The 23,513-nt window shown below is 74.4% G+C and carries 27 protein-coding genes; 20 read left to right on the top strand and 7 right to left on the bottom strand.

The window, feature by feature from the left end:
- Positions 1–14 precede the first annotated feature (14 nt).
- Positions 15–905 carry an SCO6745 family protein gene (locus OG774_RS06425; protein WP_328307748.1) on the top strand — a complete coding sequence of 297 codons (891 nt, stop codon included), beginning with the start codon at positions 15–17 and terminating at the stop codon, positions 903–905.
- A gap of 2 nt (positions 906–907) precedes the next feature.
- Here OG774_RS06425 and OG774_RS06420 read toward each other — a convergent pair whose 3' ends face one another.
- On the bottom strand, positions 908–1,114 hold the full coding sequence (locus tag OG774_RS06420; protein WP_328307746.1) for a hypothetical protein: 207 nt from the start codon (positions 1,112–1,114) through the stop codon (positions 908–910).
- Here OG774_RS06420 and OG774_RS06415 point away from each other — a divergent pair.
- The 3 genes from OG774_RS06415 (at position 1,113) to OG774_RS06405 (ending at position 4,872) form a co-directional block, all read left to right on the top strand.
- On the top strand, positions 1,113–2,180 hold the full coding sequence (locus OG774_RS06415) for an FAD-dependent oxidoreductase (RefSeq protein WP_328307744.1): 1,068 nt from the start codon (positions 1,113–1,115) through the stop codon (positions 2,178–2,180). The two genes, OG774_RS06420 and OG774_RS06415, sit on opposite strands and share 2 nt — an antisense overlap.
- A 42-nt stretch (positions 2,181–2,222) precedes the next feature.
- Positions 2,223–4,139: a translational GTPase TypA gene (gene typA / locus OG774_RS06410; protein ID WP_328307742.1), complete on the top strand. Its 1,917-nt coding sequence runs from the start codon at positions 2,223–2,225 to the stop codon at positions 4,137–4,139.
- A 109-nt stretch (positions 4,140–4,248) separates the two neighbouring features.
- Positions 4,249–4,872, top strand: coding sequence for a DedA family protein (locus tag OG774_RS06405; RefSeq protein WP_328307740.1), 624 nt, complete (start codon positions 4,249–4,251; stop codon positions 4,870–4,872).
- Between the two features lie 16 nt (positions 4,873–4,888).
- Here OG774_RS06405 and OG774_RS06400 read toward each other — a convergent pair whose 3' ends face one another.
- Both OG774_RS06400 and gndA read right to left on the bottom strand, forming a co-directional pair.
- The gene (locus tag OG774_RS06400; protein ID WP_328307738.1) at positions 4,889–6,334 is read right to left on the bottom strand and encodes an APC family permease; all 1,446 of its coding nucleotides are present in this window, start codon (positions 6,332–6,334) and stop codon (positions 4,889–4,891) included.
- 19 nt (positions 6,335–6,353) lie between these two features.
- A complete protein-coding gene (gndA, locus tag OG774_RS06395) occupies positions 6,354–7,793 on the bottom strand; it encodes an NADP-dependent phosphogluconate dehydrogenase (protein ID WP_328307736.1) in 1,440 nt (479 codons plus the stop codon).
- A gap of 274 nt (positions 7,794–8,067) precedes the next feature.
- Between gndA and OG774_RS06390 the strand changes: the two genes are divergently transcribed.
- The 3 genes from OG774_RS06390 (at position 8,068) to OG774_RS06380 (ending at position 11,052) form a co-directional block, all read left to right on the top strand.
- Positions 8,068–8,538 carry a GtrA family protein gene (locus OG774_RS06390; RefSeq protein WP_328307734.1) on the top strand — a complete coding sequence of 157 codons (471 nt, stop codon included), beginning with the start codon at positions 8,068–8,070 and terminating at the stop codon, positions 8,536–8,538.
- Positions 8,539–8,600: 62 nt separating this feature from the next.
- Positions 8,601–9,929 carry a histidinol dehydrogenase gene (gene hisD, locus OG774_RS06385; RefSeq protein ID WP_328307732.1) on the top strand — a complete coding sequence of 443 codons (1,329 nt, stop codon included), beginning with the start codon at positions 8,601–8,603 and terminating at the stop codon, positions 9,927–9,929.
- Between the two features lies 1 nt (position 9,930).
- On the top strand, positions 9,931–11,052 hold the full coding sequence (locus tag OG774_RS06380; RefSeq protein ID WP_328307731.1) for a histidinol-phosphate transaminase: 1,122 nt from the start codon (positions 9,931–9,933) through the stop codon (positions 11,050–11,052).
- A gap of 157 nt (positions 11,053–11,209) precedes the next feature.
- Here OG774_RS06380 and OG774_RS06375 read toward each other — a convergent pair whose 3' ends face one another.
- Positions 11,210–11,710 carry a winged helix-turn-helix transcriptional regulator gene (locus OG774_RS06375; RefSeq protein ID WP_328307729.1) on the bottom strand — a complete coding sequence of 167 codons (501 nt, stop codon included), beginning with the start codon at positions 11,708–11,710 and terminating at the stop codon, positions 11,210–11,212.
- 42 nt (positions 11,711–11,752) lie between these two features.
- Here OG774_RS06375 and OG774_RS06370 point away from each other — a divergent pair, with 42 nt between their 5' ends.
- Positions 11,753–12,022, top strand: coding sequence for a hypothetical protein (locus tag OG774_RS06370; RefSeq protein ID WP_328307727.1), 270 nt, complete (start codon positions 11,753–11,755; stop codon positions 12,020–12,022).
- Between the two features lie 4 nt (positions 12,023–12,026).
- Here OG774_RS06370 and OG774_RS06365 read toward each other — a convergent pair whose 3' ends face one another.
- A complete protein-coding gene (locus tag OG774_RS06365) occupies positions 12,027–12,284 on the bottom strand; it encodes a hypothetical protein (RefSeq protein WP_328307725.1) in 258 nt (85 codons plus the stop codon).
- A 170-nt stretch (positions 12,285–12,454) separates the two neighbouring features.
- Between OG774_RS06365 and hisB the strand changes: the two genes are divergently transcribed.
- The 12 genes from hisB (at position 12,455) to OG774_RS06305 (ending at position 19,663) form a co-directional block, all read left to right on the top strand.
- Entirely contained in the window at positions 12,455–13,060 is a 606-nt protein-coding gene (gene hisB / locus OG774_RS06360; protein WP_328307723.1) for an imidazoleglycerol-phosphate dehydratase HisB, read from the top strand.
- Positions 13,057–13,224 carry a hypothetical protein gene (locus OG774_RS06355; RefSeq protein WP_328307720.1) on the top strand — a complete coding sequence of 56 codons (168 nt, stop codon included), beginning with the start codon at positions 13,057–13,059 and terminating at the stop codon, positions 13,222–13,224. Before hisB ends, OG774_RS06355 begins: the two co-directional genes overlap by 4 nt.
- A 1-nt stretch (position 13,225) precedes the next feature.
- On the top strand, positions 13,226–13,846 hold the full coding sequence (locus tag OG774_RS06350; RefSeq protein ID WP_274195039.1) for a class I SAM-dependent DNA methyltransferase: 621 nt from the start codon (positions 13,226–13,228) through the stop codon (positions 13,844–13,846).
- A gap of 9 nt (positions 13,847–13,855) precedes the next feature.
- The gene (gene hisH / locus OG774_RS06345) at positions 13,856–14,539 is read left to right on the top strand and encodes an imidazole glycerol phosphate synthase subunit HisH (RefSeq protein WP_328307717.1); all 684 of its coding nucleotides are present in this window, start codon (positions 13,856–13,858) and stop codon (positions 14,537–14,539) included.
- Between the two features lie 96 nt (positions 14,540–14,635).
- On the top strand, positions 14,636–15,082 hold the full coding sequence (locus tag OG774_RS06340; RefSeq protein WP_328307715.1) for a YciI family protein: 447 nt from the start codon (positions 14,636–14,638) through the stop codon (positions 15,080–15,082).
- 33 nt (positions 15,083–15,115) lie between these two features.
- Positions 15,116–15,541, top strand: a complete 426-nt coding sequence (locus OG774_RS06335) for a YciI family protein (protein WP_328307714.1) — start codon at positions 15,116–15,118, stop codon at positions 15,539–15,541.
- Positions 15,541–16,836: an RNA polymerase sigma factor gene (locus OG774_RS06330; protein WP_328307712.1), complete on the top strand. Its 1,296-nt coding sequence runs from the start codon at positions 15,541–15,543 to the stop codon at positions 16,834–16,836. Before OG774_RS06335 ends, OG774_RS06330 begins: the two co-directional genes overlap by 1 nt.
- Positions 16,833–17,567 (top strand): bifunctional 1-(5-phosphoribosyl)-5-((5-phosphoribosylamino)methylideneamino)imidazole-4-carboxamide isomerase/phosphoribosylanthranilate isomerase PriA, encoded by a 735-nt coding sequence (gene priA, locus OG774_RS06325; protein ID WP_328307710.1) that lies wholly within the window; start codon positions 16,833–16,835, stop codon positions 17,565–17,567. Before OG774_RS06330 ends, priA begins: the two co-directional genes overlap by 4 nt.
- Before the next feature lie 61 nt (positions 17,568–17,628).
- Entirely contained in the window at positions 17,629–18,402 is a 774-nt protein-coding gene (hisF, locus tag OG774_RS06320; RefSeq protein WP_328307708.1) for an imidazole glycerol phosphate synthase subunit HisF, read from the top strand.
- Positions 18,399–18,758, top strand: a complete 360-nt coding sequence (gene hisI / locus OG774_RS06315; protein ID WP_328307706.1) for a phosphoribosyl-AMP cyclohydrolase — start codon at positions 18,399–18,401, stop codon at positions 18,756–18,758. The genes hisF and hisI overlap by 4 nt, the downstream gene beginning before the upstream one ends.
- Positions 18,759–18,879: 121 nt before the next feature.
- Positions 18,880–19,398 carry a GNAT family N-acetyltransferase gene (locus OG774_RS06310; RefSeq protein WP_328307704.1) on the top strand — a complete coding sequence of 173 codons (519 nt, stop codon included), beginning with the start codon at positions 18,880–18,882 and terminating at the stop codon, positions 19,396–19,398.
- A gap of 55 nt (positions 19,399–19,453) precedes the next feature.
- On the top strand, positions 19,454–19,663 hold the full coding sequence (locus tag OG774_RS06305) for a hypothetical protein (RefSeq protein WP_328307702.1): 210 nt from the start codon (positions 19,454–19,456) through the stop codon (positions 19,661–19,663).
- 97 nt (positions 19,664–19,760) lie between these two features.
- Here OG774_RS06305 and OG774_RS06300 read toward each other — a convergent pair whose 3' ends face one another.
- Together OG774_RS06300 and OG774_RS06295 are read right to left on the bottom strand one after the other, a co-directional pair.
- Positions 19,761–22,418, bottom strand: a complete 2,658-nt coding sequence (locus tag OG774_RS06300; protein ID WP_328307700.1) for an ATP-binding protein — start codon at positions 22,416–22,418, stop codon at positions 19,761–19,763.
- Between the two features lie 119 nt (positions 22,419–22,537).
- Positions 22,538–23,497, bottom strand: coding sequence for a LysR family transcriptional regulator (locus OG774_RS06295; RefSeq protein WP_328307698.1), 960 nt, complete (start codon positions 23,495–23,497; stop codon positions 22,538–22,540).
- Positions 23,498–23,513 lie beyond the last annotated feature (16 nt).

The raw sequence follows: 23,513 nt of genomic DNA, 5'->3' as shown, positions 1-23,513 counted from the left end.
AGACGGTGATCGCCGTGGCTGCACCGACCGACACCGTCGTCCCCGCCGACGCCGCCGCCCTCACGGGCCGGCTCGAGCCCCTGCACTCGCAGATCTACTTCGTCCCGGAGGTCGGCGAGGAGCTCGCGCCGCTGGGGATCACGAAGCCGCGCGCCCAGTACTTCGCCCAACGTGCCGCCCCGATGGGCGCGGTCGGGCCCGGCGTCGTGGCGGCCACGTTCTTCAACTTCAACCCGGCGCTGGTCGCGCGCTCGGTGCCGGGCGTCTGGGCGTCCGTAGCCCCCGCCGACGTCGTCAACGCCCGGCTGCGTGCCGCCGACTCCTCGCTGCGGCGGCTGCTGGGCGAGCAGGTGTCCTCGGCCGCGGTGACCGAGTCCGCCGAGCTCGCCCGCAAGGCCTGCGAGGGCGCCACCGGCGAGGACCGCCCGCTCTACGCCGCCCACGCCGACCTGCCCTGGCCCGAGGAGCCGCACCTCATGCTCTGGCACGCGGTGACGCTGCTGCGCGAGCACCGCGGCGACGCCCACCTGCACGCGCTGCTCTCCGCCGGCCTCTCGGGCATCGAGGCGCTGATCACCCACGTCGCCACCGGTACGGGCTTCACCGTCGGCTTCGCCCAGCAGAGCCGCGGGTGGTCGCCCGAGCAGTGGAGCGACGCCTCCGCCGGGCTCGTCGAGCGCGGTCTGCTCGACGGCGACGGCGCGCTCACCGAGGACGGTGCCGCGCTGCGCCGGGAGATCGAGGAGCACACCACCCGGATGTCCCTGGCGCCCTGGCGCCACCTGGGCGCCGAGGGCATGGCGCGCCTCGCCGAGGTCTCCCGCCCGCTCTCGAAGGCCGTCCTGCCGGCCTTCGCCGTCGAGGGCGTCTTCTCACCCCGGTCGCCGCGGGCCCAGAAGGGCTGACCTCAGCGGATCTGTTGCGGCCGCCCCGGCGCGCCCACCCCCTTGCGGTCCCTCGACCGCTTCACGAGCCAGACCCCGCCGCCGACGACCAGCGCCGCCGGGATCAGCCACACCAGCGTCCCGAGCAGCCACTGCACGATCGGCAGGACCACCCCGCCGAGCAGCACCAGCGCACCGACACCCACCAGAACCCACACCACGATCCTCATGAGCTCGATGCTGCGCGCCGCTGCGGCCCGGCGCATCGGGGTGCACCCTGAGCCCGACTCGGGGTCGGGAGGGGTGCACATGCGGGTCGTGGTGGTCGGCGCCGGGATCGTCGGGCTGTCGGCGGCGTACGCGCTGCGCGGCACGGGCGCGACGGTGCGGTGTGTCGACGCGGGCGAGCCGATGTCCGGGCGGTCGGCGGGGGACACCCGCATCTTCCGCACCGCCCACGGCGACGCCGCGCTGGTCGCCGAGGCCCGGCGCGCCGCGGAGCTGTGGGACGAGTGGTCGTTCCGGGCAGGCCGCACGTTCCTCGGCGCCGGCGGCACGATGGTCAGCGGGCCGCGGGTGCCCGCGTGGGCGGCGGCGATGGCCGAGGCCGGCGCGGTCCACCGGGTCGTGCGCGGCGTCCTGCACGACGCCGCGGGTGGGGTGCTCGACCTGGCCGGGGCCGGGGCGTTCCTGCGCGAGGCCGTCGGCCCGGAGCGCCGGGCCGTCGAGGCCGTGACGGCCGACGGCACCGTCCGGTACGCGGACGGGGGCAGCGACGCCGCGGACGCCGTCGTCGTCGCCGCGGGAATCGGGACGCCCGCCCTGGCGGCGCCGCTGGGCATCGACGTGCCTGACGCGCTCGAGCACCACGCCCGGTTCGCGTTCGACGGCCCCGCCGACGGGCCCTGCCACCTCGACGGACGCCCTGACGGGCCGCTCGCGAGCACGTATCAGCACCGGACGAGCTCGGGGCACTGGGCCGTCGGCGGGCACCTGCCCGACGAGGACACGGCGTGGGAGCTGGGCGCCGACGAGGTCGCCCGCCGGTCCCGGGAGGCGGTCGTCGACCACGTCCGCCGGCACCTGCCCCGCCTCGACCCGAGGCCGGTCGCGGAGCTGCGCTGCGTGTCCGGACGGGGCCTCGGCGACGGGGTCCACCGGGCCCGATCGGGGGTCGTGCACGCCGTCTGGGGTGACAATCTGGCGAAGCTCGCACCCCGGATCGGGGAGGTCCTCGCGGCCGACGTGTCCGGGGACACCCCGGTCGCCGCCGGTGGTCGAGATCACGGGCCGTAACCTGGAGAGGTCGAACTGTCTTCTCCGGCTGGAGTCCCTCGCGTGTCCGTCACCGCCCCCGAGCGTTCCGAGTCCACTTCGGGACGCGCCGACCTGCGCAACGTCGCGATCGTCGCGCACGTCGACCACGGCAAGACGACCCTGGTGGACGCCATGCTGCGTCAGTCCGGGGCGTTCGCCGCGCGCGCCGAGCTGGTCGACCGGGTCATGGACTCTGGCGACCTCGAGCGCGAGAAGGGCATCACGATCCTCGCGAAGAACACGGCGATCCACCGGGACGGCGTGACGATCAACGTCATCGACACCCCCGGCCACGCCGACTTCGGTGGCGAGGTCGAGCGCGGCCTGTCGATGGTGGACGGCGTGGTGCTCCTCGTCGACGCCAGCGAGGGCCCGCTGCCCCAGACCCGCTTCGTCCTGCGCAAGGCGCTCTCGGCGCACCTGCCGGTGATCCTGGTCGTCAACAAGACCGACCGCGCCGACGCGCGCTGCGCCGAGGTCGTCGACGAGTCCCTCGAGCTGCTGCTCGAGCTGGCCACCGACCTCGACCTCGACGACGACGTCGTCGCGCACCTGCTCGACCTGCCGGTGATCTACGCCAGCGCCCGCGCCGGCAAGGCCTCGACCGAGCGGCCCGCCGACGGCGAGGTCCCGGACTCCCCGGACCTCCAGCCGCTGTTCGACACGCTGATGACCGAGGTGCCGGCCCCGGCCGACGACCCGAACGGTGTGCTGCAGGCCCACGTCACCAACCTCGACGCCTCGGCCTACCTCGGCCGCATCGCGCTCTGCCGCGTGCGCTCCGGGCGCATCCGCCGCGGCCAGCAGGTCGGCTGGTGCCGCGAGAACGGCACCGTCACCCGCGTGAAGGTCACCGAGCTGCTGCGCACCGAGGGCCTCGAGCGGGTCTCGGCCGAGTACGCCGACGCCGGCGACATCGTCGCGGTGGCCGGGATCTCCGAGGTCACCATCGGCGACACCCTCGCCGACCCGGACGACCCGCACCCGCTGCCGCGCATCACCGTCGACGAGCCGGCGATCGCGATGACCATCGGCACCAACACCTCGCCGATGGCCGGGCGGGACCCCAAGCCCGGCTCGAAGCTCACCGCGCGCCTGGTGAAGAACCGGCTCGACTCCGAGCTCGTCGGCAACGTGTCGATGCGCGTGCTGCCCACCGAGCGCCCCGACACCTGGGAGGTGCAGGGCCGCGGCGAGCTGGCCCTCGCCATCCTCGTCGAGCAGATGCGCCGCGAGGGCTTCGAGCTCACCGTCGGCAAGCCCGAGGTCGTCACCAAGGAGGTCGACGGCAAGGTCCACGAGCCGTTCGAGCGCCTCTCGGTCGACGTGCCCGACGAGCACCTCGGCGCGGTCACCCAGCTGCTCGCGGCCCGCAAGGGCGAGCTGCTCGAGATGCAGCACTCGGCGTCGTCGCAGAACGTCCGCATGGAGTTCCGCGTCCCGTCGCGGGGCCTCATCGGCTTCCGCACCGAGTTCCTCACCGAGACCCGGGGCACGGGCATCGCGAACCAGCTCTTCGACGGCTACGGCCCCTGGGTCGGCGAGCTGCGCGCCCGCATCTCCGGCTCGCTGATCGCCGACCGCCCGGGTGCGGTCACCGGCCACGCCGTCGGCCTGCTCGCCGACCGTGGCGACCTCTTCGTCGGCCCGACCACCACGGTCTACGCCGGCATGGTGATCGGCGAGAACTCCCGGTCCGAGGACATGGAGGTCAACATCGTCCGCGAGAAGAAGCTGACCAACATGCGTCAGTCCTCGCAGGACGTCCTCGAGCGCCTCACCCCGCCGCGCATCCTCTCCCTCGAGCAGGCCCTGGAGTTCTGTTCCGAGGACGAGTGCGTCGAGGTCACCCCCGGCGCGGTGCGGATCCGGAAGGTCATCCTGGACTCGAACGAGCGCCACAAGGCCCGCAACCGCTCCAAGCAGGGGCTGGCCTGATCACAGCCTGACCGGGAACCCCACGCTCGTGGGCGGACGTTGGACGATCATGCACGCAGCAGCACCCGCATCCGGTGGGGGAGGACTCGCCGGGTGGGCGCAGGAGCTGATGGCCTCCTTCGGAGCGCCCGGCGCGGGGATCATCGTCGCGCTGGAGAACGTCTTCCCGCCGATCCCCAGCGAGGTCATCCTGCCGCTGGCGGGGTTCGCCGCGGGACGCGGCGAGTTCTCGGTGTACGCGGCGATCGCCTGGACCACCGGCGGCTCCGTGGTCGGCGCGATCGCGCTCTACCTCATCGGCATGCTCGCCCCGGAGCACCGGGTGCGCCAGGCGCTCTCGAAGATCCCGATGGTGCACCTCGAGGACGTGCGCCGCGCCGAGGGCTGGTTCGACCGGCACGGCCGGTGGGCGGTGTTCCTCGGTCGGATGGTGCCGGGCATCCGGAGCCTCGTGTCGCTCCCGGCGGGTGCCCGGCACATGCCGTGGTGGGAGTTCGGCGTCCTGACGCTCCTCGGGAGCCTCATCTGGAACACCGTGTTCGTCTACGGCGGCTACGCCCTGGGCACGCGGTGGTACCTCGTCGAGCGGTACTCCGGTGTGTTCCAGGTCGTCGTGCTGGTCCTGCTCGTCGCCCTGGTCGCGTTCATGCTGTTCAAGCGCTACCGACGCCACCGTCGCAAGGTGAAGGCGATGAGCGCGCCGACCGAGCTGTTCGAGCGTCCCGAGGCCTGAGCACCGGGGAGCCGGGTCAGCGAGGGCCGTCGCGGGCGGCGAGGCGGGCCAGCAAGCGTTCCTCGGCGCCCTCCCCGGTACCCACGCCCCGGGGGGTCCGCAGCACGAGGACGAGGCCGACGAGCCACCACGCCCCGAAGATGACCCACGGCTGCCAGTCGAGGAATGCCGGCATGCCGGGCAGGTAGAGCGCGAGCAGCCCGAGGGTCAGCACGGCCGCCGCGACCCCGATGACCGTCCCCCGGAGCCGTCCGGCCCCGCCCACCCGCATCGGCCGGGGCATGCCGGGCTCGCGGCGACGCAGCACGAGGAACGCGACGGCGACCAGGAAGTAGGTGATGACGATCGAGGGCGAGCCGGAGTCGACCGCCCAGTCCAGCAGCGGCGAGCCGAAGAACGGCGCCACGGCCGACAGCCCGCCGATGACCAGCAGGGCGTTCACCGGGGTCCGGTTCCTCGGGTGCAGCCTGCCGAACCACGCCGGCAACATCCCCGATCTCGCCATCGCCCACATCAGGCGGGACGCCCCGATGAGGAAGGCGTTCCACGAGGTGAGGATTCCGGCCAGCCCGCCGGCGATGACGATCTTCCCCCAGATCGGGTGGCCCAGCATGGCGCTCAGAGCGTCCCCGGTGGCCAGCTGCGTACCGGCCAGGTCGCCGACCGGCATGGACACCGAGGTGGTGACGACGACGACCACGTAGAACAGCGTCGCCATGACCACCGACGTCACGACGAGGACGCCGATCCGACGGGGCGGGACGTCCACCTCCTCGCTCGACTGCGGGATCACGTCGAAGCCGACGAACAGGAAGGGCACGACGACGAGGACGGCGAGGAAGCCCGACGGGCCGCCCGTGACGAGCGGCGCCGCGAACGCCCCCTCTCCGCCGACGAGCGCCCCGACCACCATGAGCGCGGCCACCAGCAGCAGGAAGACGACCACGTAGGTCTGCACCAGGCTCGCCATCCGGATGCCGCGGATGTTGATCCAGGTCAGCACGACCGCCGCGACGACGCCGACCAGCGCCCACGTGAGGTGGACGTCGAAGCCCGCGACGGTCCACAGCCGGATCCGGTTCAGGTCCGGGAACAGGTAGAGCGCCGTGTTGGGGACCGCGACGGCCTCGAAGAGGACGACGGTGATGTACCCGCCGATGATCGCCCACGATCCGACGACCGACAGGCGGGGACCGAGCGCGCGCAGGAGGTAGTGGTGCTCACCGCCCGCCTTCGGCATCGCCGCGACGAGCTCGGCGTAGACCAGGCCGACGAAGCACATGATCACCCCGCCGGCCACGAACGCCAGGACCGCTCCGAGGCTGCCCGCGTCGCTGATCCAGCCGCCGGTCAGCACCACCCAGCCGAAGCCGATCATGGCGCCGAAGGCGAGGAACAGGGCGTCGACATTGCCCAGGATGCGGATGAACCCGGTCGTCGGGTGTTCCTCCGGTGGCGTCATGGCGGCTCCTCGGTGGGTGTCAGCGCTGCTCCTGGGGCCGTCCGTCCTCGGCCCAGAGGGTGTGGAACGTGCCCTCGCGGTCGGTGCGCCGGTAGGTGTGGGCTCCGAAGAAGTCCCGCTGACCCTGGACGAGGGCCGCGGGCAGCCGCTCGGCCCGCAGCGCGTCGTAGTAGGACAGCGCGGTCGAGACCCCGGGCGCCGGGATGCCGAGCTGCGCCGCGACGGCCACCACGCGCCGCCAGGAGTCCTGCGCGCCGGCCAGCGCCTCGCGGAACGAGGTGTCGGTGAGCAGGGTGGGCAACGCCGGATCGCGCCGGTAGGCGGCGGTGATCTCGTCGAGGAAGCGGGCCCGGATGATGCAGCCGCCGCGCCAGATCGACGCGACCGCGCCCAGGTCGATCGACCAGTCGTACTCGGCGGCGCCGGCCTGGATCTGGTTGAAGCCCTGGGCGTAGGCGACGATCTTCGAGGCGTAGAGCGCCTGCTCGATGTCGTCGGCGAAGCCCTCGGCCGCCGCGCCCTCGAGCACCGCCCCGGACGTACCGGGCAGGTCGCGGGCGGCGTCGCGCAGGGTGCGGGCCCCCGAGAGCGAGCGCGCGAACACGGCCTCGGCGATGCCCGTGACGGGAACCCCGAGCTCCAGGGCGCCCTGGACGGTCCAGCGCCCGGTGCCCTTCTGCTCGGCCTCGTCGGCGACGACGTCGACGAACGGCTTGCCGGTGTCGGCGTCGACGTGCGAGAGCACCTCGGAGGTGATCTCCATGAGGTAGGAGTCGAGGCGCCCGGAGTTCCACGACCGGAACGTCTCGGCGATCGCCGCGGGGTCGAGCCCGAGCCCCTTGCGCAGGAGGTCGTAGGCCTCCGCGATGAGCTGCATGTCGGCGTACTCGATGCCGTTGTGGACCATCTTCACGAAGTGGCCCGCGCCGTCGGCCCCGATGTGGGTGCAGCAGGGCTCGCCGTCGACCTTCGCCGCGATGTCCTCGAGCAGCGGGCCCAGCGCGTCGTAGGCCTCCTTGGGGCCGCCCGGCATGATCGACGGGCCGTTGAGGGCGCCCTCCTCGCCGCCCGAGACACCCATGCCGACGAAGTTCAGGCCCTTCTCCGACAGCGCCTTCTCGCGACGGCGGGTGTCGAGGAAGTGGGCGTTGCCGGCGTCGATGATGACGTCGCCCTGCTCGAGCAGCGGGGTGAACTCGTCGATGACGGCGTCGGTGGCGGCACCCGCGGGCACCATCAGCACGATCCGGCGCGGGCGCTCGAGGGAGTCGACGAACTCCTGCGCCGACTCGGCGGCGACGAAGGTGCCCTCGTCGGCGAAGTGTTCGACCAGGTCCTTCGTCTTCTGGTAGGTCCGGTTGTGCAGAGCCACGGCGTGCCCGTGACGGGCGAGGTTGCGGGCGAGGTTGCGCCCCATGGTGGCCAGTCCGCTGACGCCGATCTCGGCTTTCGCACTCACGCCGCACAGTGTGGCCCGTCGCCCCGGCCGCAACACACCCGTTCGGATCACATCCTTTCGGGGCGCCCGCAGTTGGGCGGCCCGGGCCGGCGGCGTGAGGTCGAGCTGGTCCCTCACCGGCGTCCAGGCCGGCTTCGGCCCTGGACCGGGGGCACCGGCCTGCGGACCTCGTCGTTCTCGGTGACGCGCAACGGCGCCTGATCTTCATCTGACGGTCACGACCCCGTCCGCCGGTCCTCCGCGGAGGGGACCGGCCGCCCGGTGGGATGGCCGGGTGACGGAGGCGGACGCCCGGACGCGCTTCCGCAGCGCCTGCGCGGCCGTCGTCGCCGTCCTGCCGCGGCGCCTGCGGGCGGTCGTCGTGCCGAGCATGATCGGGTTCGCCGTCGTCAACGGGGTCACCTTCGCCGTCGACCTGCTGCTGCTCTCCCTGCTGGTCGACGGCCTCGGCCTCCCGCTGGGGGCGGGGGTCACCCTCGCCTACGGCACGGCCTTCGCCCTGGGCTTCGTGCTCAACCGGTGGCTGAACTTCGAGCCGGAGCGTCCCGTCGGCACCCAGATCGGGCGCTACGTCGCGGTCGTCGCCGTGAACTACGCGGTGGTCGTGCTCGGCGTGACCCACGGGCTGGCGGCCGCCGGCGTGCCGTACCAGCTCGCCCGGCTCGCGGCCGGGGCGTGCGAGGCGGTGTACGTGTACGCCGCGATGCGCTGGTTCGTGTTCGCGAGGTGCGCTGCGCGCCGGTGAGCACCCTCGCGTGCCATCACCCGCGACGGTGCTCACCTGCCGCGGGCACCTACCCTGGAGCCGTGCTGTCCCGGATCGACCTGCGTGCCGCCGTCCCCGCTCCCACCGAGCTGCGGGCGCTGCTCCCGCGGGCGGCGGTCGACGTCGACGCCGTCGTCGAGCGGGTCCGCCCGGTGATCGACGCGGTGCGCGACCGCGGCGCCGAGGCGGCCCTCGAGTACGCCGAGCAGTTCGACCGGGTGCGCCCGGAGTCGGTCCGCGTGCCCCACGCCGCCCTGCGCGAGGCGCTCGACGCCACCGACCCCGAGGTCCGCGCCGCCCTCGAGACCTCGATCGAGCGGGCGCGCGCGGTCCACGCCGACCAGCGCCGCGTCGACACCACGACGCAGGTGGTGCCCGACGGCACGGTCACCGAGCGGTGGGTGCCGGTGTCCCGCGTCGGCCTCTACGCGCCCGGCGGGCTCGCGGTCTACCCGTCGAGCGTCGTGATGAACGTGGTGCCGGCCCAGACCGCGGGCGTCGAGGGCCTCGTCGTCTGCTCGCCCCCGCAGGCCGAGTTCGGCGGGCGCCCGCACCCGCTGATCCTCGCCGCGGCCGCACTGCTCGGCGTGGACGAGGTGTGGGCCGTCGGCGGGGCGCAGGCCGTCGCGCTGCTCGCCTACGGCGGCGTCGACACCGACGGGTCGCCGCTCGAGCCGGTCGACATGGTCACCGGCCCGGGCAACATCTACGTCACCGCGGCGAAGCGGGTGCTGCGCGGGCGCATCGGCATCGACTCCGAGGCCGGCACCACCGAGATCGCGATCCTCGCCGACGCCACCGCCGACCCCGTGCACGTCGCCGCCGACCTCGTCAGCCAGGCCGAGCACGACCCCGCCGCCGCGTCGGTACTGGTGACGACGTCGCCCGCGCTCGCCGACGCCGTCGACGCCGAGCTCGACGCCCAGGTGGCCACCACCAAGCACACCGAGCGGATCACCACGGCCCTCGGTGGTCCCCAGTCGGGCACGATCCTGGTCGGCGACGTCGAGGACGGGCTCCGGGTGGTGGACGCCTATGCCGCCGAGCACCTGGAGATCCAGACCGCGGACGCGCGCGACGTGGCCGCCCGGGTGCGCAACGCGGGCGCGGTGTTCGTCGGGCCGCACAGCCCGGTCTCGCTCGGCGACTACTGCGCGGGCTCCAACCACGTGCTCCCCACCGGTGGCTGTGCCCGGCACTCCAGCGGCCTGTCGGTGCAGACGTTCCTGCGCGGCATCCACGTCGTCGACTACTCGGCCGACGCGCTGGCCGAGGTGGCCGACCGCGTCGTGGCCCTCGCCGACGCCGAGGACCTGCCCGCGCACGGCCAAGCCGTCACGGCGCGCTTCGGGCGTCGGAAGGACCGCTGAGATGTCCGACGTGATCGGCGCCGGGGTGACCCTCGACGCCCTGCCGCTGCGCGACGACCTGCGGGGACGCAGCCCCTACGGCGCGCCGCAGCTCGAGGTCCCGGTCGCCCTCAACACCAACGAGAACCCGTTCCCGCCGCCCCCGGCCCTGGTGGAGAGCGTGGCCGTCGCCACCCGCGAGGCCGCCGCGGCCCTGAACCGCTACCCCGACCGCGACCACACGGCCCTGCGCGCGGCGCTGGCCGCCTACCTCACGCGCGCCACGGGCGTCCGGCTCACCACCGAGAACCTCTGGGCGGCCAACGGCTCCAACGAGGTGCTCCAGCAGCTCCTGCAGGCCTTCGGGGGGCCGGGGCGCACGGCCCTGGGCTTCGAGCCGTCGTACTCGATGCACCCGATCCTCGCCGCCGGCACGCGCACCGAGTGGGTGCCCGCGCCCCGGCGTGACGACTTCTCGCTCGACGCGGACCAGGCGGTCGGCGTGATTGCCGAGAAGCAGCCCGACGTGCTCTTCGTGACCACGCCGAACAACCCGACGGGACAGTCGGTCGAGCTCGACGAGCTGCGGGCGATCGCCGAGGCCGCCCCCGGGCTCGTCGTGGTCGACGAGGCGTACGTCGAGTTCTCGTCCGGTCCCTCGGCCGTCGAGCTGCTCGAGCCCCTGGGCCACAAGCTGGTGGTCAGCCGCACGATGTCCAAGGCCTTCGCCTTCGCCGGCGGCCGGCTGGGCTACCTCGCGGCCGCCCCGGCGGTGATCGAGGCGCTGATGCTCGTCCGGCTGCCCTACCACCTCTCGGCCCTGACCCAGGCCGCGGCGCTGGCGGCGCTGGAGCACGCCGACGACACCCTCGCGCTCGTCGCCACCCTGTCCCGCGAGCGCGACCGGATCGCGACGTCGCTCACCGACCTCGGCGCGAGGGTCGTGCCGAGCACCGCGAACTTCCTGCTCTACGGCGGGTTCCCGTCCCGGCACGGCGACGCCCACGCCGCCTGGCAGGCCTACCTCGACGCCGGCGTCCTCGTCCGCGATGTCGGCATCCCGGGGATGCTGCGGGTCACGGTGGGCACGCCGGAGGAGAACGACCGGTTCCTCGAGGTCAGCGCGGACGTGCTGCGCGCCTGAGTCGGGGCTCTCCAGAACGATCTCTCGGGAGTGCACCCAGCGTTCGTGCACTGGCGGCACTGTCGAGAGATCGAATTGGAGAGGTCTCGCCGAGGGGCACGTTCGGCAGGCGCTCGGGCCCGTCGATCATGCGCAACGTGCCTCTCGTGCCCGGCGATCAGCCCGCCGCGCGCTCCCGGGCAGCGTCGCGGGCGGCGCGCAGGCGGGCGAGCACCGGCTCGCGGGGGTGGGGCGGGTCCGGCGCGCCCAGGTGGGTCACGCGCAGCTCGGCCATGAAGTCCTCCCACATCGCCGGGCCGCCGTCCTCGAGCAGCTCGGCGCGCACGGCGAGCTCCTCGGTGGTCTCGCGGTGGCGACGGCCCCAGGAGCCCAGGGCGGCGAACACCGGCACGAGCGCGATCGAGGACTCGGTGAGGCTGTAGGTCGCGCGCCGGCCGCGGCCGGGGTCGTCGCGGGTGAGCATGCCGTCGGCGACCAGGCGCTGGAGCCGGTCGGCCAGGATGTTCGAGGCGATGCCCTCCTCGGAGTTCGAGAGCAGCTCCCGGAAGTGGCGCCGCCCGCCGAAGACGATGTCGCGCAGCACGAGCAGCGTCCACGAGTCGCCGAGCGCCTCGACCGCCCTGTTGATCGGGCAGCCCGATCGGCCGTCCTGTCGCATCCGACCTCCCGGAAGACTGGTTGCAACTTACCACCGGAAGTGATGACCTTCTCTTCACCGATTGTGAACTGCAACCACCATCGAATTCGGGGGGACGCCACGGCCCGCCTGCGTGTCCACGCGTTCACGCTCACGCTCGACGGCTTCGCCGCGGGGACGGACCAGCGGGCGGACGCCCCGTTCGGCGACGGTGTCGACGGGCTCCACGCTTGGATGCCCGCGTCGTTCCGCGGCGACGGTGCGGAGCACCGGGTCGAGGCGCTGGTCCCGGGCGAGAGCGGGAAGGTCCACGCCCGGGTCATGCGCCGGTAACGCTCTACGGGCCCTGGTAGACCCCGGCGCCGTCGTCGAGGGGGCCGCCGAGGATCCGGCGCATGGGCCGCACGTGCCACCCCGAGCCGTTGCAGCGCCGGCACCGCCGATAGACGAACCGGCCCAACGGGAACGGTGCGAAGTCCCGGCCGCTGGCGAGGTAGCAGCGCCGGCACCGCTTGCGGGGCCAGCGGAAGACCGACCAGACGTAGACCACGACGACGACGGCCGCGAGCACGATCAGCCAGGTCGTCGGCGTCACGTGATCTCCCCCTGTCACACCCTGCAACTGCGCGCGTCCGCGTTCCTCGCCCGTGTGATCCGATCCCCCTGCTCACACGACCATGTCAACGCTAGGTGACAGACGGGGCCACCACGATCGGCCGTTCGGGGTGGCAGCGTGCTCCCGACCCGGGTGCGTAGCCTGGACACGTGGGGCGAACGGGACGCGTGGAGCGGGTGACCAAGGAGTCGAGCGTGCTCGTCGAGATCGATCTCGACGGCACGGGTCGGACGGAGGTCGCCACCGGCGTGCCCTTCTTCGACCACATGCTCGACGCGCTGGGCAAGCACGGGGCGCTCGACCTGGTGGTCCGGGCGAGCGGGGACGTCGACATCGACGCCCACCACACCGTCGAGGACGTCTCGATCGTGCTCGGGCAGGCGCTCAAGCAGGCCCTCGGCGACAAGTCCGGCATCCGGCGCTTCGGCGACGCCTGGATCCCGATGGACGAGGCGCTCGCGCAGGCCGTCGTCGACGTCTCCGGCCGGCCCTACTGCGTGCACACCGGCGAGCCCGAGTCCATGGCCGGGTTCGTCGTGGGCGGCAACTACCCGACGGTGCTCAACCGCCACGTCTTCGAGTCGATCGCCTTCCACGCCGGCATCGCCCTGCACGTGCGGGTCACCGGCGGGCGCGACCCCCACCACATCACCGAGGCCGAGTACAAGGCGCTCGCCCGCGCCCTGCGCGCCGCGACCGAGCCCGACCCGCGTCTCGAGGGCCCCGCGTCGACCAAGGGCGTCCTGGAGTCGTGAACTCCAGTGATCTCCTAATCGTCGGGCTGCTGGCGCTCGCCGGGTTCCTCGTCGGCGGCGTGGTCAGCTTCTGGTCGCGCAACAAGTTCGGCGCGGTCGTGTGCGCCGTGCTCGCGGTGCTGGCGCTCGGTGCCGCGGTGCTGCGTCTCGTGCCCGGCGCCTGAGGTGGCCACCGACGTCGAGGATCGGCTCGCGGCCCTCCTCGCGGCGGGCGAGGTCGAGGAGGTCCGGCGCCTCTACGACGAGTGGGCGCCGACCTACGACGGCGAGGAGGTCGCGGCTCTCCTCGGACACGCCGGGCCCGAGCGCGTCGCCGCCCGGGTCGCCGAGCTCGTCGACCCGCGCGCCGACGTCCTCGACGCCGGGTGCGGGACGGGGCTGGTCGGCGTCGCGCTCGCCGCCCGCGGGTTCGGCTCGGTCGACGGCCTCGACCTGTCCCGGGGCATGATCCGCCAGGCCCGGCGCCGGCGGGTCTACCACGACCTCGGCCCCGCCGACCTGCGTCGCGGCGTGCCGGGCGCCCGCGCCAAGTTCGGGGTCGTCACGTGCGTCGGCGCCCTCGTCCCGGGCCACCTCGGACCGGGCGCCCTCACCGGTTTCGCGCGGGCCGTCGTCGCCGGCGGGTACGTGGTGGCCGCGATCCCCGAGGACACCTGGAACGACGCCGGGTACGACGCCCAGGTCGCCGGGCTCGCCGAGCAGGGGTACGCGAGCCCCGTCGCGGGCGCCGACGGGCCCGACCCGGACGGCCCGGGACGCCTGCTCGTGCTCCAGGTGCCTCGGTAGCCTGGAGTCGTGACCACCTCGTCCCCGTCGACCACGCAGAACCCCGCCCGCACCCGGTCCCCGCGCGTCGTCGTCCTTGACTACGGCTCGGGCAACCTGCGGTCGGCCGAGCGGGCCCTGCAGCGGGTCGGCGCCGACGTCGAGGTCACCGCCGACCACCGCGCGGCCCTCGCCGCCGACGGGCTCGTCGTGCCCGGCGTGGGCGCGTTCGCGTCCTGCGCGGCGGGCCTGCGCTCGGTCTCCGGTGAGCGCCTCATCGAGCAGCGCCTCGCGGGCGGGCGCCCCGTCCTCGGCATCTGTGTGGGCATGCAGGTGCTCTTCGAGCGCGGGGTCGAGTTCGGCGAGGAGGCCCGGGGCGCGGGGCAGTGGCCCGGGACCGTCGAGAAGCTGCAGGCCGACGTGCTGCCCCACATGGGGTGGAACACGGTGTCGGCGCCGGAGGACAGCGTGCTCTTCGCCGGCATGGACCCGGCGACCCGCTTCTACTTCGTCCACTCCTTCGGGGTGCGCCGCTGGGAGCAGGAGGCACCGGAGCACTTCCGGCCTGCGCGGGTCACCTGGGCGCACCACGGGGAGGACTTCGTCGCCGCCGTCGAGAACGGGCCCCTGTCGGCCACCCAGTTCCACCCCGAGAAGTCGGGCGACGCGGGCGCGGAGCTGCTGACCAACTGGCTCGGCGCACTTCGCCGGTAATTCCCCGAGGATCGTGTCGAAGACCTGCGAGGCCGTTCGACGCGTGGGTGAGCGGCGGGGCAGAGTGCCCTGTCGACGAGCCGCGAGGAGCGACGGATGCGCTACATGCTGATCATGGAGGCCCCCGAGTCGATGGCGCTGGGCGGCCCGGACGCCCCGCCGCCCGAGGAGGTCTTCGAGGCGATGGGCCGGTTCAACCACGACCTCGTCGAGGCCGGCGTCCTGCTGGCCGCCGAGGGGCTGGCGCCGAGCTCCGACGGGTTCCTCGTGACCCATGACGGCGAGGGCCCGAGCGTCACCGACGGCCCCTTCACCGAGGCCAAGGAGCTCGTCGCGGGGTTCTGGATGCTCGAGGTCGCGTCCCGCGAGGAGGCCGTGCAGTGGGCGGGGCGCTGTCCGATCGGTCCCGGCGTGACGCTCCAGGTCCGTCGGATCGCCGAGATGAGCGACCTCGAGGACGTCGCCCCGGCCGAGGTGCTGGACGCCGAGGCCACCCTGCGCCGGCGCCTCGCGGACCACGAGGCCGAGCGCGAGCAGGTCTGACCCCCCGCCCGAGAACGACACCAGGAGATCCCGATGCGCTTCATGCTGCTGCTCAAGTACGACGAGAACGCCCAGAAGGACACGCCGCCGGACCCCGCGTTGTTCGAGGAGATGGGCCGGTTCAACACCGCGATGGTCGACGCCGGCGTGCTGCTCGCCGGCGAGGGCCTCGCCCCCAGCTCGCAGGGTGCTGCGGTCACGTTCGACGGCGAGGAGCCGACCGTCAGCGACGGCCCGTTCACCGAGGCCAAGGAGCTGGTCGGCGGGTTCTGGATCCTCAAGGTCGACTCGCTCCAGGAGGCCCTGTCCTGGGCCAAGCGCGCGCCGTTCCGGGACGGGGAGCGCCTCGAGGTGCGCCGCGTGACCGAGGCCGAGGACTTCGAGGGCCTCGCGCCGCAGGAGGTGCTCGACGCCGAGGAGGAGCTGCGGGCGCGGCAGGCCCAGCAGCACGGGAGCTGATGACGACGACGACCGCCACGGACCCCTATGCCGTCCTCGAGACCGTGTGGCGCATGGAGTCCGCCCGGATCGTGGCCGGCGTCGCGCGGGTCGTGCGCGACGTCGGCCTCGCCGAGGAGCTCGCCCACGACGCGCTCGTCGCGGCCATGGAGCAGTGGCCGCGCGACGGGGTCCCCGACAACCCCGGCGCGTGGCTCGCGGCGACCGCGCGGCGCCGGGCGATCGACGTGATCCGCCGGGAGCAGAACCTCGCGCGCAAGACCGAGCTCCTGGACGAGCCGGGCGTCGCCCCGGCGGCGGACGCAGCGGTCGGGGACGGGGCGGCGGCGGTGGGCGACGACGTCCTCGCGCTGCTCTTCGCCACCTGCCACCCGGCGGTCGCCCGCGAGTCCCGGGTCGCGCTCACCCTGCGGCTGTTCGGCGGCCTGACCACCGACGAGATCGCCCACGCGTTCCTCGTCCCGTCGCCGACGATCGGGCAGCGGATCTCGCGGGCGAAGAAGCGGCTCGCCGGCGTGGGGCCCGACGCCCTCGCCGTGCCCGTCGGCGAGGAGCTCGCCGCCCGGCTGGGGGCGGTGCTCGAGGTGATCTACCTCGTGTTCAACGAGGGCTACGCCGCGACCACCGGCGTGGACTGGACGCGCCCGTCCCTGTGCGTCGAGGCGATGCGCCTCGGCCGCGTCCTCGCCGCCCTGGCTCCCGAGGAGTCCGAGGTGCACGGGCTCGTGGCGCTCATGGAGCTGCAGGCCTCGCGCCTGCGGGCGCGCGTCGGGCCGTCGGGGGAGCCGGTGCTGCTGGGCGACCAGGACCGCGCGCGCTGGGACCGCGTGCTGCTCGGACGCGGTCTGGCCGCGCTGGCCCGCGCCGAGGCGGACGGGCGGCGCGGGCGCTACGTGCTGCAGGCGGCGATCGCGGCGTGCCACGCCCGCGCCCGGTCCACCGACGACACCGACTGGGCGGCGATCGCGGCCCTCTACGCCGAGCTCGCGGCGCTCACCCCGTCCCCGGTGATCGAGCTCAACCGGGCCGTGGCCGTCGCCCGAGCCGAGGGCCCGGAGGCCGGGCTCGCCGTGCTCGAGCCCCTGAGCAGGGAGCCGACGCTCGCGCGCTACCACCTGCTGCCGGCCGTGCGCGCCGACATGCTCACGACACTCGGCCGCGTCGACGAGGCCGTCGCGGAGCTCGAGCGCGCCCTCGATCTCGTCCGCACCGTTGCCGAACGCGAGCTGCTGGAGCGCCGGAAGGCGGCTCTGCTCGGGTCGGAGAACCCCGCTGGCTACGATCGCGCGCCGTGACCATCGACCTGCTGCCCGCCGTGGACGTCGTCGACGGACAGGCCGTCCGCCTCGTCCAGGGCGTCGCCGGCACCGAGACCGGCTACGGCGACCCTCTCGACGCGGCCCGGGCCTGGGCCGCCGACGGCGCGGAGTGGCTGCACCTCGTCGACCTCGACGCCGCCTTCGGGCGCGGGTCCAACGCGGAGCTGCTCGCCTCGGTGGTCGAGAAGATCGACATCAAGGTCGAGCTGTCCGGCGGCATCCGGGACGACGCCTCGCTGCGCCGGGCGCTCGACACCGGCTGCCGCCGGGTCAACATCGGGACCGCGGCGCTCGAGGACCCCGCCTGGTGCGCCTCGGCGATCGCGGAGTTCGGCGACCGGGTGGCCGTGGGGCTCGACGTCAAGATCGCCGAGGGGCGCCACCGGCTGGCGGCGCGCGGCTGGGTGTCCGACGGCGGCGACCTCTGGAGCGTGCTCGCCCGCCTCGACGCCGAGGGCTGCGCGCGCTACGTCGTCACCGACGTGGGCCGCGACGGGACGCTCACGGGGCCGAACACCGAGCTGCTCGAGGCGGTGTGCGCGCGCACCGACCGCCCGGTCGTGGCGTCGGGCGGGGTGTCGTCCCTCGACGACCTGCGGACCCTCAACGCCCTCGCGGACCAGGGTGTCGAGGGCGCGATCGTGGGCAAGGCCCTCTACGCCGGCAACTTCACCCTCGCCGAGGCGCTGGCGACGACCCGTACGTGAGCGAAGTTCCCGGTCATAGCCGGGAAGATCACTCACGGGGGACGCGGTTAGGCTGGACGGTATGGGTGTCGCCGTCCGCGTGATCCCCTGCCTGGACGTCGACGCGGGCAGGGTGGTCAAGGGCGTCAACTTCGTCGACCTGCGCGACGCGGGGGACCCCGTCGAGATGGCCCGGCTCTACGACGCCGAGGGTGCCGACGAGCTCACCTTCCTCGACGTCAGCGCCTCCTCGGGGGAGCGCGAGACCACCTACGACGTCGTGCGGCGCACCGCCGAGCAGGTCTTCATCCCGCTCACGGTCGGCGGCGGCGTGCGGACGAACGAGGACATCGACAAGCTCCTGCGCGCCGGCGCCGACAAGGTCGGCATCAACACCGCCGCCATCTCCCGCCCGGAGTTCCTGGGCGAGGCCAGCCGTCGCTACGGCTCGCAGTGCATCGTCCTGTCGGTCGACGCCCGGCGCGTGCCCGCGGACGGGCAGCCGACGCCGTCGGGCTTCGAGGTCACCACGCACGGCGGGCGCCGCGGCACCGGCATCGACGCCCTGGAGTGGGCGCAGCGCGGCCAGGAGCTGGGTGTCGGCGAGATCCTCCTGAACTCCATGGACGCCGACGGCACGAAGGCCGGCTTCGACCTCGAGATGATCAGCAGGGTGCGCGCCCTGGTCGACGTGCCGGTGATCGCCAGCGGGGGAGCGGGCGCCGTCGAGCACTTCGGGCCGGCCGTGGCGGCGGGGGCCGACGCGGTGCTCGCGGCGAGCGTGTTCCACTTCGGGATCATGCGGATCGGTGAGGTCAAGGACTCCCTGCGCGAGGAGGGGGTGGAGGTCCGATGAGCGAGACGTGGACGCTCGACCCCGCCGTCGCCGCCCGTCTCAAGCGCACCCCCGAGGGCCTCGTCTGCGCGGTGGCCCAGCAGCACGACACCCGCGAGATCCTCATGGTCGCGTGGATGAGCGACGAGGCCCTGGCGCGCACGCTCGCGACCCGCGAGGGCACCTACTGGTCACGCTCGCGCAACGAGCTCTGGATCAAGGGTGCGACGTCGGGCCACGTGCAGAAGGTCGTCGAGGTGCGCCTCGACTGCGACGGCGACACCGTCCTGGTGATGGTCGACCAGTCCGGCGCCGCCTGCCACACCGGCGATCACACCTGCTTCGACGCCGACCAGCTGCTCGGCCCCGAGGGGTGACGTCGCACGGAGCCCGGGCCCTCACACCGTGAGTGCCCGCCTCACGCCGTGATCTCCGAGAGGCCGGACCGGCCTGGAGAGTCTCGACGGAGGCAGCACCATGAACGGCACACTCACGGCCGTGCCCCGCGCACCGATCGCGGTATCCCGTGCCCGTACGGCCGGCGACTGGCGGGCGGCGGCGACGTTGCTCGACGAGTACCGGCGGTGGCTGGCCGACGCCGCGGCCATCGACCTCACGGTCGCGCAGCCGGACGCGGACATCGAGTTCTCCGACCTCGAGCGGTTCTACCGGCCACCCGACGGCGTCCTGGTCGTGGCGTGGGCCGGTCGGGCCCCGGCGGGAATGGCCGGGGTGCACCGGCTCGCCGGCGCGGTCGGTGAGCTCAAGCGGATGTACGTCCGCCCGCACGCGCGAGGCCTGGGCGTCGGTCGGGCCCTGCTCGTCGAGGCGATCGAGGCGGCCCTCGACCTCGGCTTCCTCGAGCTCCGGCTGCAGACCAAGCCGGCCACCATGGCCGACGCGGACCGGCTCTACCGCGAGCACGGCTTCGTCGACATCGCGCCGTACGCGGACCTCGGTGTCGAGGGCGTGGCCGACCTCGGGCTCGTCCTGCGCCCCGGCCGCGAGGGCCGGTGATCGGGCTCCCGCCGGACGGGAGGCCGAGCCGGGCACCTCGTGGGTGCTGGCCGGCGTGGCGTCCGTCGCGACCGCGGCGGCCGTCCTGGGTGTCGGTGGCGGTGCCGGCTGCGTGCTCGTGCCGATGCCGACCACCGTCGGGGTGGGCCCGGCCCGCGGGCGGGCGGCGGCGATCGCCCTCGTGTCCGCGTGCGGCGCGGCGGGAAGCGCGGTGCTCGTCCCGACGGCGACGGGGCTGGCCGGACCGCCGCGATGGTCTCGGTGACGAGTGTGGCGAACCTGGCGGGCTGCTGGTGTTCGCCGCGGCCGCGCTCCGGGCCGGCACCACCGCGGCCCTGCTGGCCAGCGCCCTCGGAGTGGGCTCAGGCCCCGCGCCAGGCGACGTCGCCCTCGGCGGCGTAGCAGCACCAGGTCCCGGTGCGGATCGCGACCCGCAGGTGCCGGCCGAGCGGCGGGTGCACCTCCTCGATGCGGCGCAGCGCGGCACGGACCCGCCAGGTCACCGCCGAGCGGGCCCGCTCGCTGGTGCCACGCGGACGCCGGGCGCGTCCGCTCAGCCCGGTGGCGGCGGCCAGGTGGTCGACGAGCAGGTCGAGCTCCAGCCGGGACGCCTCGGCGCGGCCGCGGTCGCCGGTGTGCTCGGCCTCGTCGAGGTCGTCCTGAAGCGCTCGGATGCGGGTCTCGTAGCTGCGGCGGGCCCGGGCGTCGAGCATCTCGCCGCCGGCGGGCTGCTCGACGGCCGCCCCGACCAGCTCCGTGCAGTGCACCTCGCGGCCAGGTCGAGCGAGGAGCGTCGCCAGGTCGTGCATCCCCTTCGCATCCGGCAGCCGGACGGTCTGCCCGGCGAACGACACCGTCCAGACCGCACCGTCGAGCTGGAACCGGTTCGGTTCCGGCGGGACTGCCGTGTCGTGGACCGCCGGTCGGGCGTCGGCGCCTTCCGGGGCCGCCGGCCGACGGAGCGCGCCGAGCTCCCGCCGAGCGAGGACGACGGCCTCGCGCGGCGGCGGCGCCACGGCGTCCGCGTCCGTCGGTTCGTCGGCGAGGTCGGACCACGGCCACTCGTAGAGGGTGAGGGTGTGCGCCGTGCCGGCCGCGGCGCGCAGGACCGCGGCCGCCTCGATGCGTCCGGCCGCGCGGAGCAGGACGGCCACCCACCGCAACGTCACCCGGAGTGGGACCGCGTGCCCGATGCGCACGAACAGCTCCAGCGCTCGGGCGAGCCACTCCGCGGCCTGCGCCGGGCCGTCGTCCCGGAGCGCGATCCGGGCCAGTGACCAGTAGCAGGGTCCCTCGACCAGCGGGTGGGCGCCGGCGCGCGACCGTTCGGCCACCCCGGTCAGCACGTGCCGGGCGAACGCGGGCTCGGCACCCACGAGGAGGTTGGCGCGGATCACCGCTGCCAGGACCTCCGGGAACCCGCCGCCCGCCGCCACGGCCTGGGCATGGGCGTCGTCGGCCTGCCGTGTCGCGTCCCGGAACCGGCCCAGGGCGACGAGAGCGCTCGACCGGTACGTCCGCATCTCGCTCGCCCACGCCGGTGCGCCGCGGGCGTCGGCGACGTCGATGGCCCGGTCGGTCCACGCGAGGGCCCGCTCGGGGCGACCGGCGACCACCTCGTGGAAGTAGAGGGTGCGCAGCGCGAGGACCTCGGCGAACGGGCTCGGCTCGGCGGCCATCGTCTCTCGGGCGATCGCCGCGGCGCGCCCGGTGTTCCGGACGGCCATGTGCGCGAACGCGGTGACCGCGGCGAACTCCGCCCATGCCGGGACCCGCCGGTCGGGCCAGCGCTCGAGCAGGGCCTCGCCGAGCTCGGCGACCGGCTCCGGCCGCGCCCGGTACACGACCCGCACGAGCAGCGGGACCAGGACGACGGCGCGGTCCGGCTCGTCGTCACGATCGAGGCACCAGCGCACCGCGTTGAGCACCTCGGTCTGTGTGCCGAGTCCGGGCGGCTGCGCGTCCGATCCCCCGGAGAGCGCCGCGTCCCACCGGGTCCGTGTGGCCAGCTCGACCAACCGATCGACACGGCGGTCCTGCGCGGCGGCGAGCTCTCCGCGCTCGGCCAGGCGAGCGCGGGCGAAGGCGCGCAGCGTGTCGAGCAGGCCGTACCAGCTGCGGTCGACCTGCTGGCGGACGGTCAGCATCGACCGGGAGACGAGGTGGTCCAGCTGCTCGACGACCCCGAGGGCGTCCGCATCCACGGCGCCGGCCACGGCATGCGCCTCCTCCGCGGTGAAGCGGCCGTCGAACACCCCGAGCCGGTCGAAGAACCGCGCGGTCGGCTCGGGCAGCCGGGTGTAGGACCATTCGATCGCGGTCTCCAGGCTGCGGTGCCGCCACGGGCCCCGGTCGCGGGACCGGCTCAGCAGGTCCAGCCGCTGGTCGAGGTGGGCGAGGATCTCCGCCGGGGTGAGGCTGCGGGTCCGGGCCGCCGCCAGCTCCAACGCGAGCGGCAGGCCGTCGAGGCGTCGGCACAGCGCCGCGATCGACGGCGCGGTGTCGACGTCGAGGGCGAGCTCGCTCCCGGCGTCGCGCGCCCTCGACAGCAGCAGCGCCGCCGCGGGCGAGTCCCGCAGGCGCTCGGGGTCGTCGTCGGCGGGCAGGGCCAGTGGCGACAACGGGACCACTCGCTCGTCGGGCAGGTCCAGCGGCTCGCGGCTGGTGGCGAGCACCGAGACCCCCGGGTACGTCGCCAGCAGCCGAGCGGCGGCGTTCGCGGCCGCGTCGAGCACGTGTTCGCAGTTGTCCAGCACGACGAGCATCCGAACGCCGCTCAGCCCGACGAGCGCGGCGTCCAGCGACGGGAAGCCGAGGCCCTCGCCGACGGCGACGGAGACGTCCTCGGCGCGGGTGACGGCGGCGAGCTCGCACACAGCCGCCCGCCCCGCCCCCTCGGTCGCGACCGCCAGTGCGAGCGTCGTCTTGCCGACCCCACCGACGCCGGTCAGCGTCACCAGGCGGGACTCCGCCAGGTGCGCGCCCAGCGCCGCCAGGTCGCGGTCTCGCCCCAGCAGCACCCCTGCATGGTGGCGCGGTCGGAGGGCGGACCGGTAGGTCCGCCGCGGACGCACCCAGGTCAGCCGCCCGGTGCGGACCCTGCCATCGCCATCACATCGAGCCGGCGCACTGCCCGCGCTCACGACCCGTGAGGAACGCCCTCCCCCCGTGGGGCCGCACCTCGCGCCCCGCTCGGCAGCGGGTCCCGCTGCGCGGCGACGTCGGTGAACGTCGCGACCGCGGCCCGCACCGCCGCCGTCCCGCGGTCGGTGCGCCACACGGCGTCGATGCTGCGGCGCAGCGGCGGTGTGGTCGTCGCCGCGACCACGCCCGGCGGCAGCGGGGGACGGGCCAGGCGCGGGACCAGCCCCGCGACCCCGATGCCCGCGACCAGCTCGACGTGCATCCCGAAGCCGCAGACCTGGCACGTCACCCGCGGCTGGAGTCCCGCCCGGCGCAGCGTCTGGAGCAGCCAGGCTCCGGCCCGGGTGTGGACGCCGTCGGCGACCCAGTCGAGGTCGTCGACCTCGGCGAGGTCGACCGGTCCCGGCCCGGCCAGCCGGTGGTCGGCCGGCAGGAGGAGGTCGATGACGTCGTCGCAGAGCCGGGCACGCGAGGTGCCGGCCGGGACGGGGGCGGGCGAGCCGTCCCAGTTCTCCACGATCGCCAGGTCGAGGTCGCCGGCCAGCACGGCCGGCACGGTCTCCTCGGCCTCCCCGTCGGCGAGCGCGACCCGCAGGTCCGGGTAGGTGGCCCGGAGGCGGGCGAGCGCGGCCGGGGCGAGGGCGTGCACCGACGTCGGGATCGCGCCGATCCGCAGCTCGCCGACGACCTCGTCGCGCAGCCGGTCGAGGTCGAGCCGGGCGGCGGCGACGCGGGCGAGGATGTCCGCGGCGTGCTCGGCGAGCATCCGGCCCGCGGGCGTGAGGCGCAGGCCCCGCCCCGCCGGCTCGGTGAGCACCGCGCCCGCCTCGCGGTCGAGCTTCGCCAGCTGCTGCGACACCGCCGACGGCGTGAGGTGCAGGGCCGCCGCCGCGCCGGCCACCGACCGGTGCGTCGCGAGGGCGTCGAGGGCCCGGAGCCGGTCGAGGGCGAACACGGTAGCGACTCTAACG

This window comes from Actinomycetospora sp. NBC_00405 (genome assembly GCF_036044095.1).
Lineage (GTDB): Bacteria > Actinomycetota > Actinomycetes > Mycobacteriales > Pseudonocardiaceae > Actinomycetospora > Actinomycetospora callitridis.
Note: the sequence above shows the minus strand (reverse complement) of the source record. Positions and strands in the feature narration are given on the sequence as shown.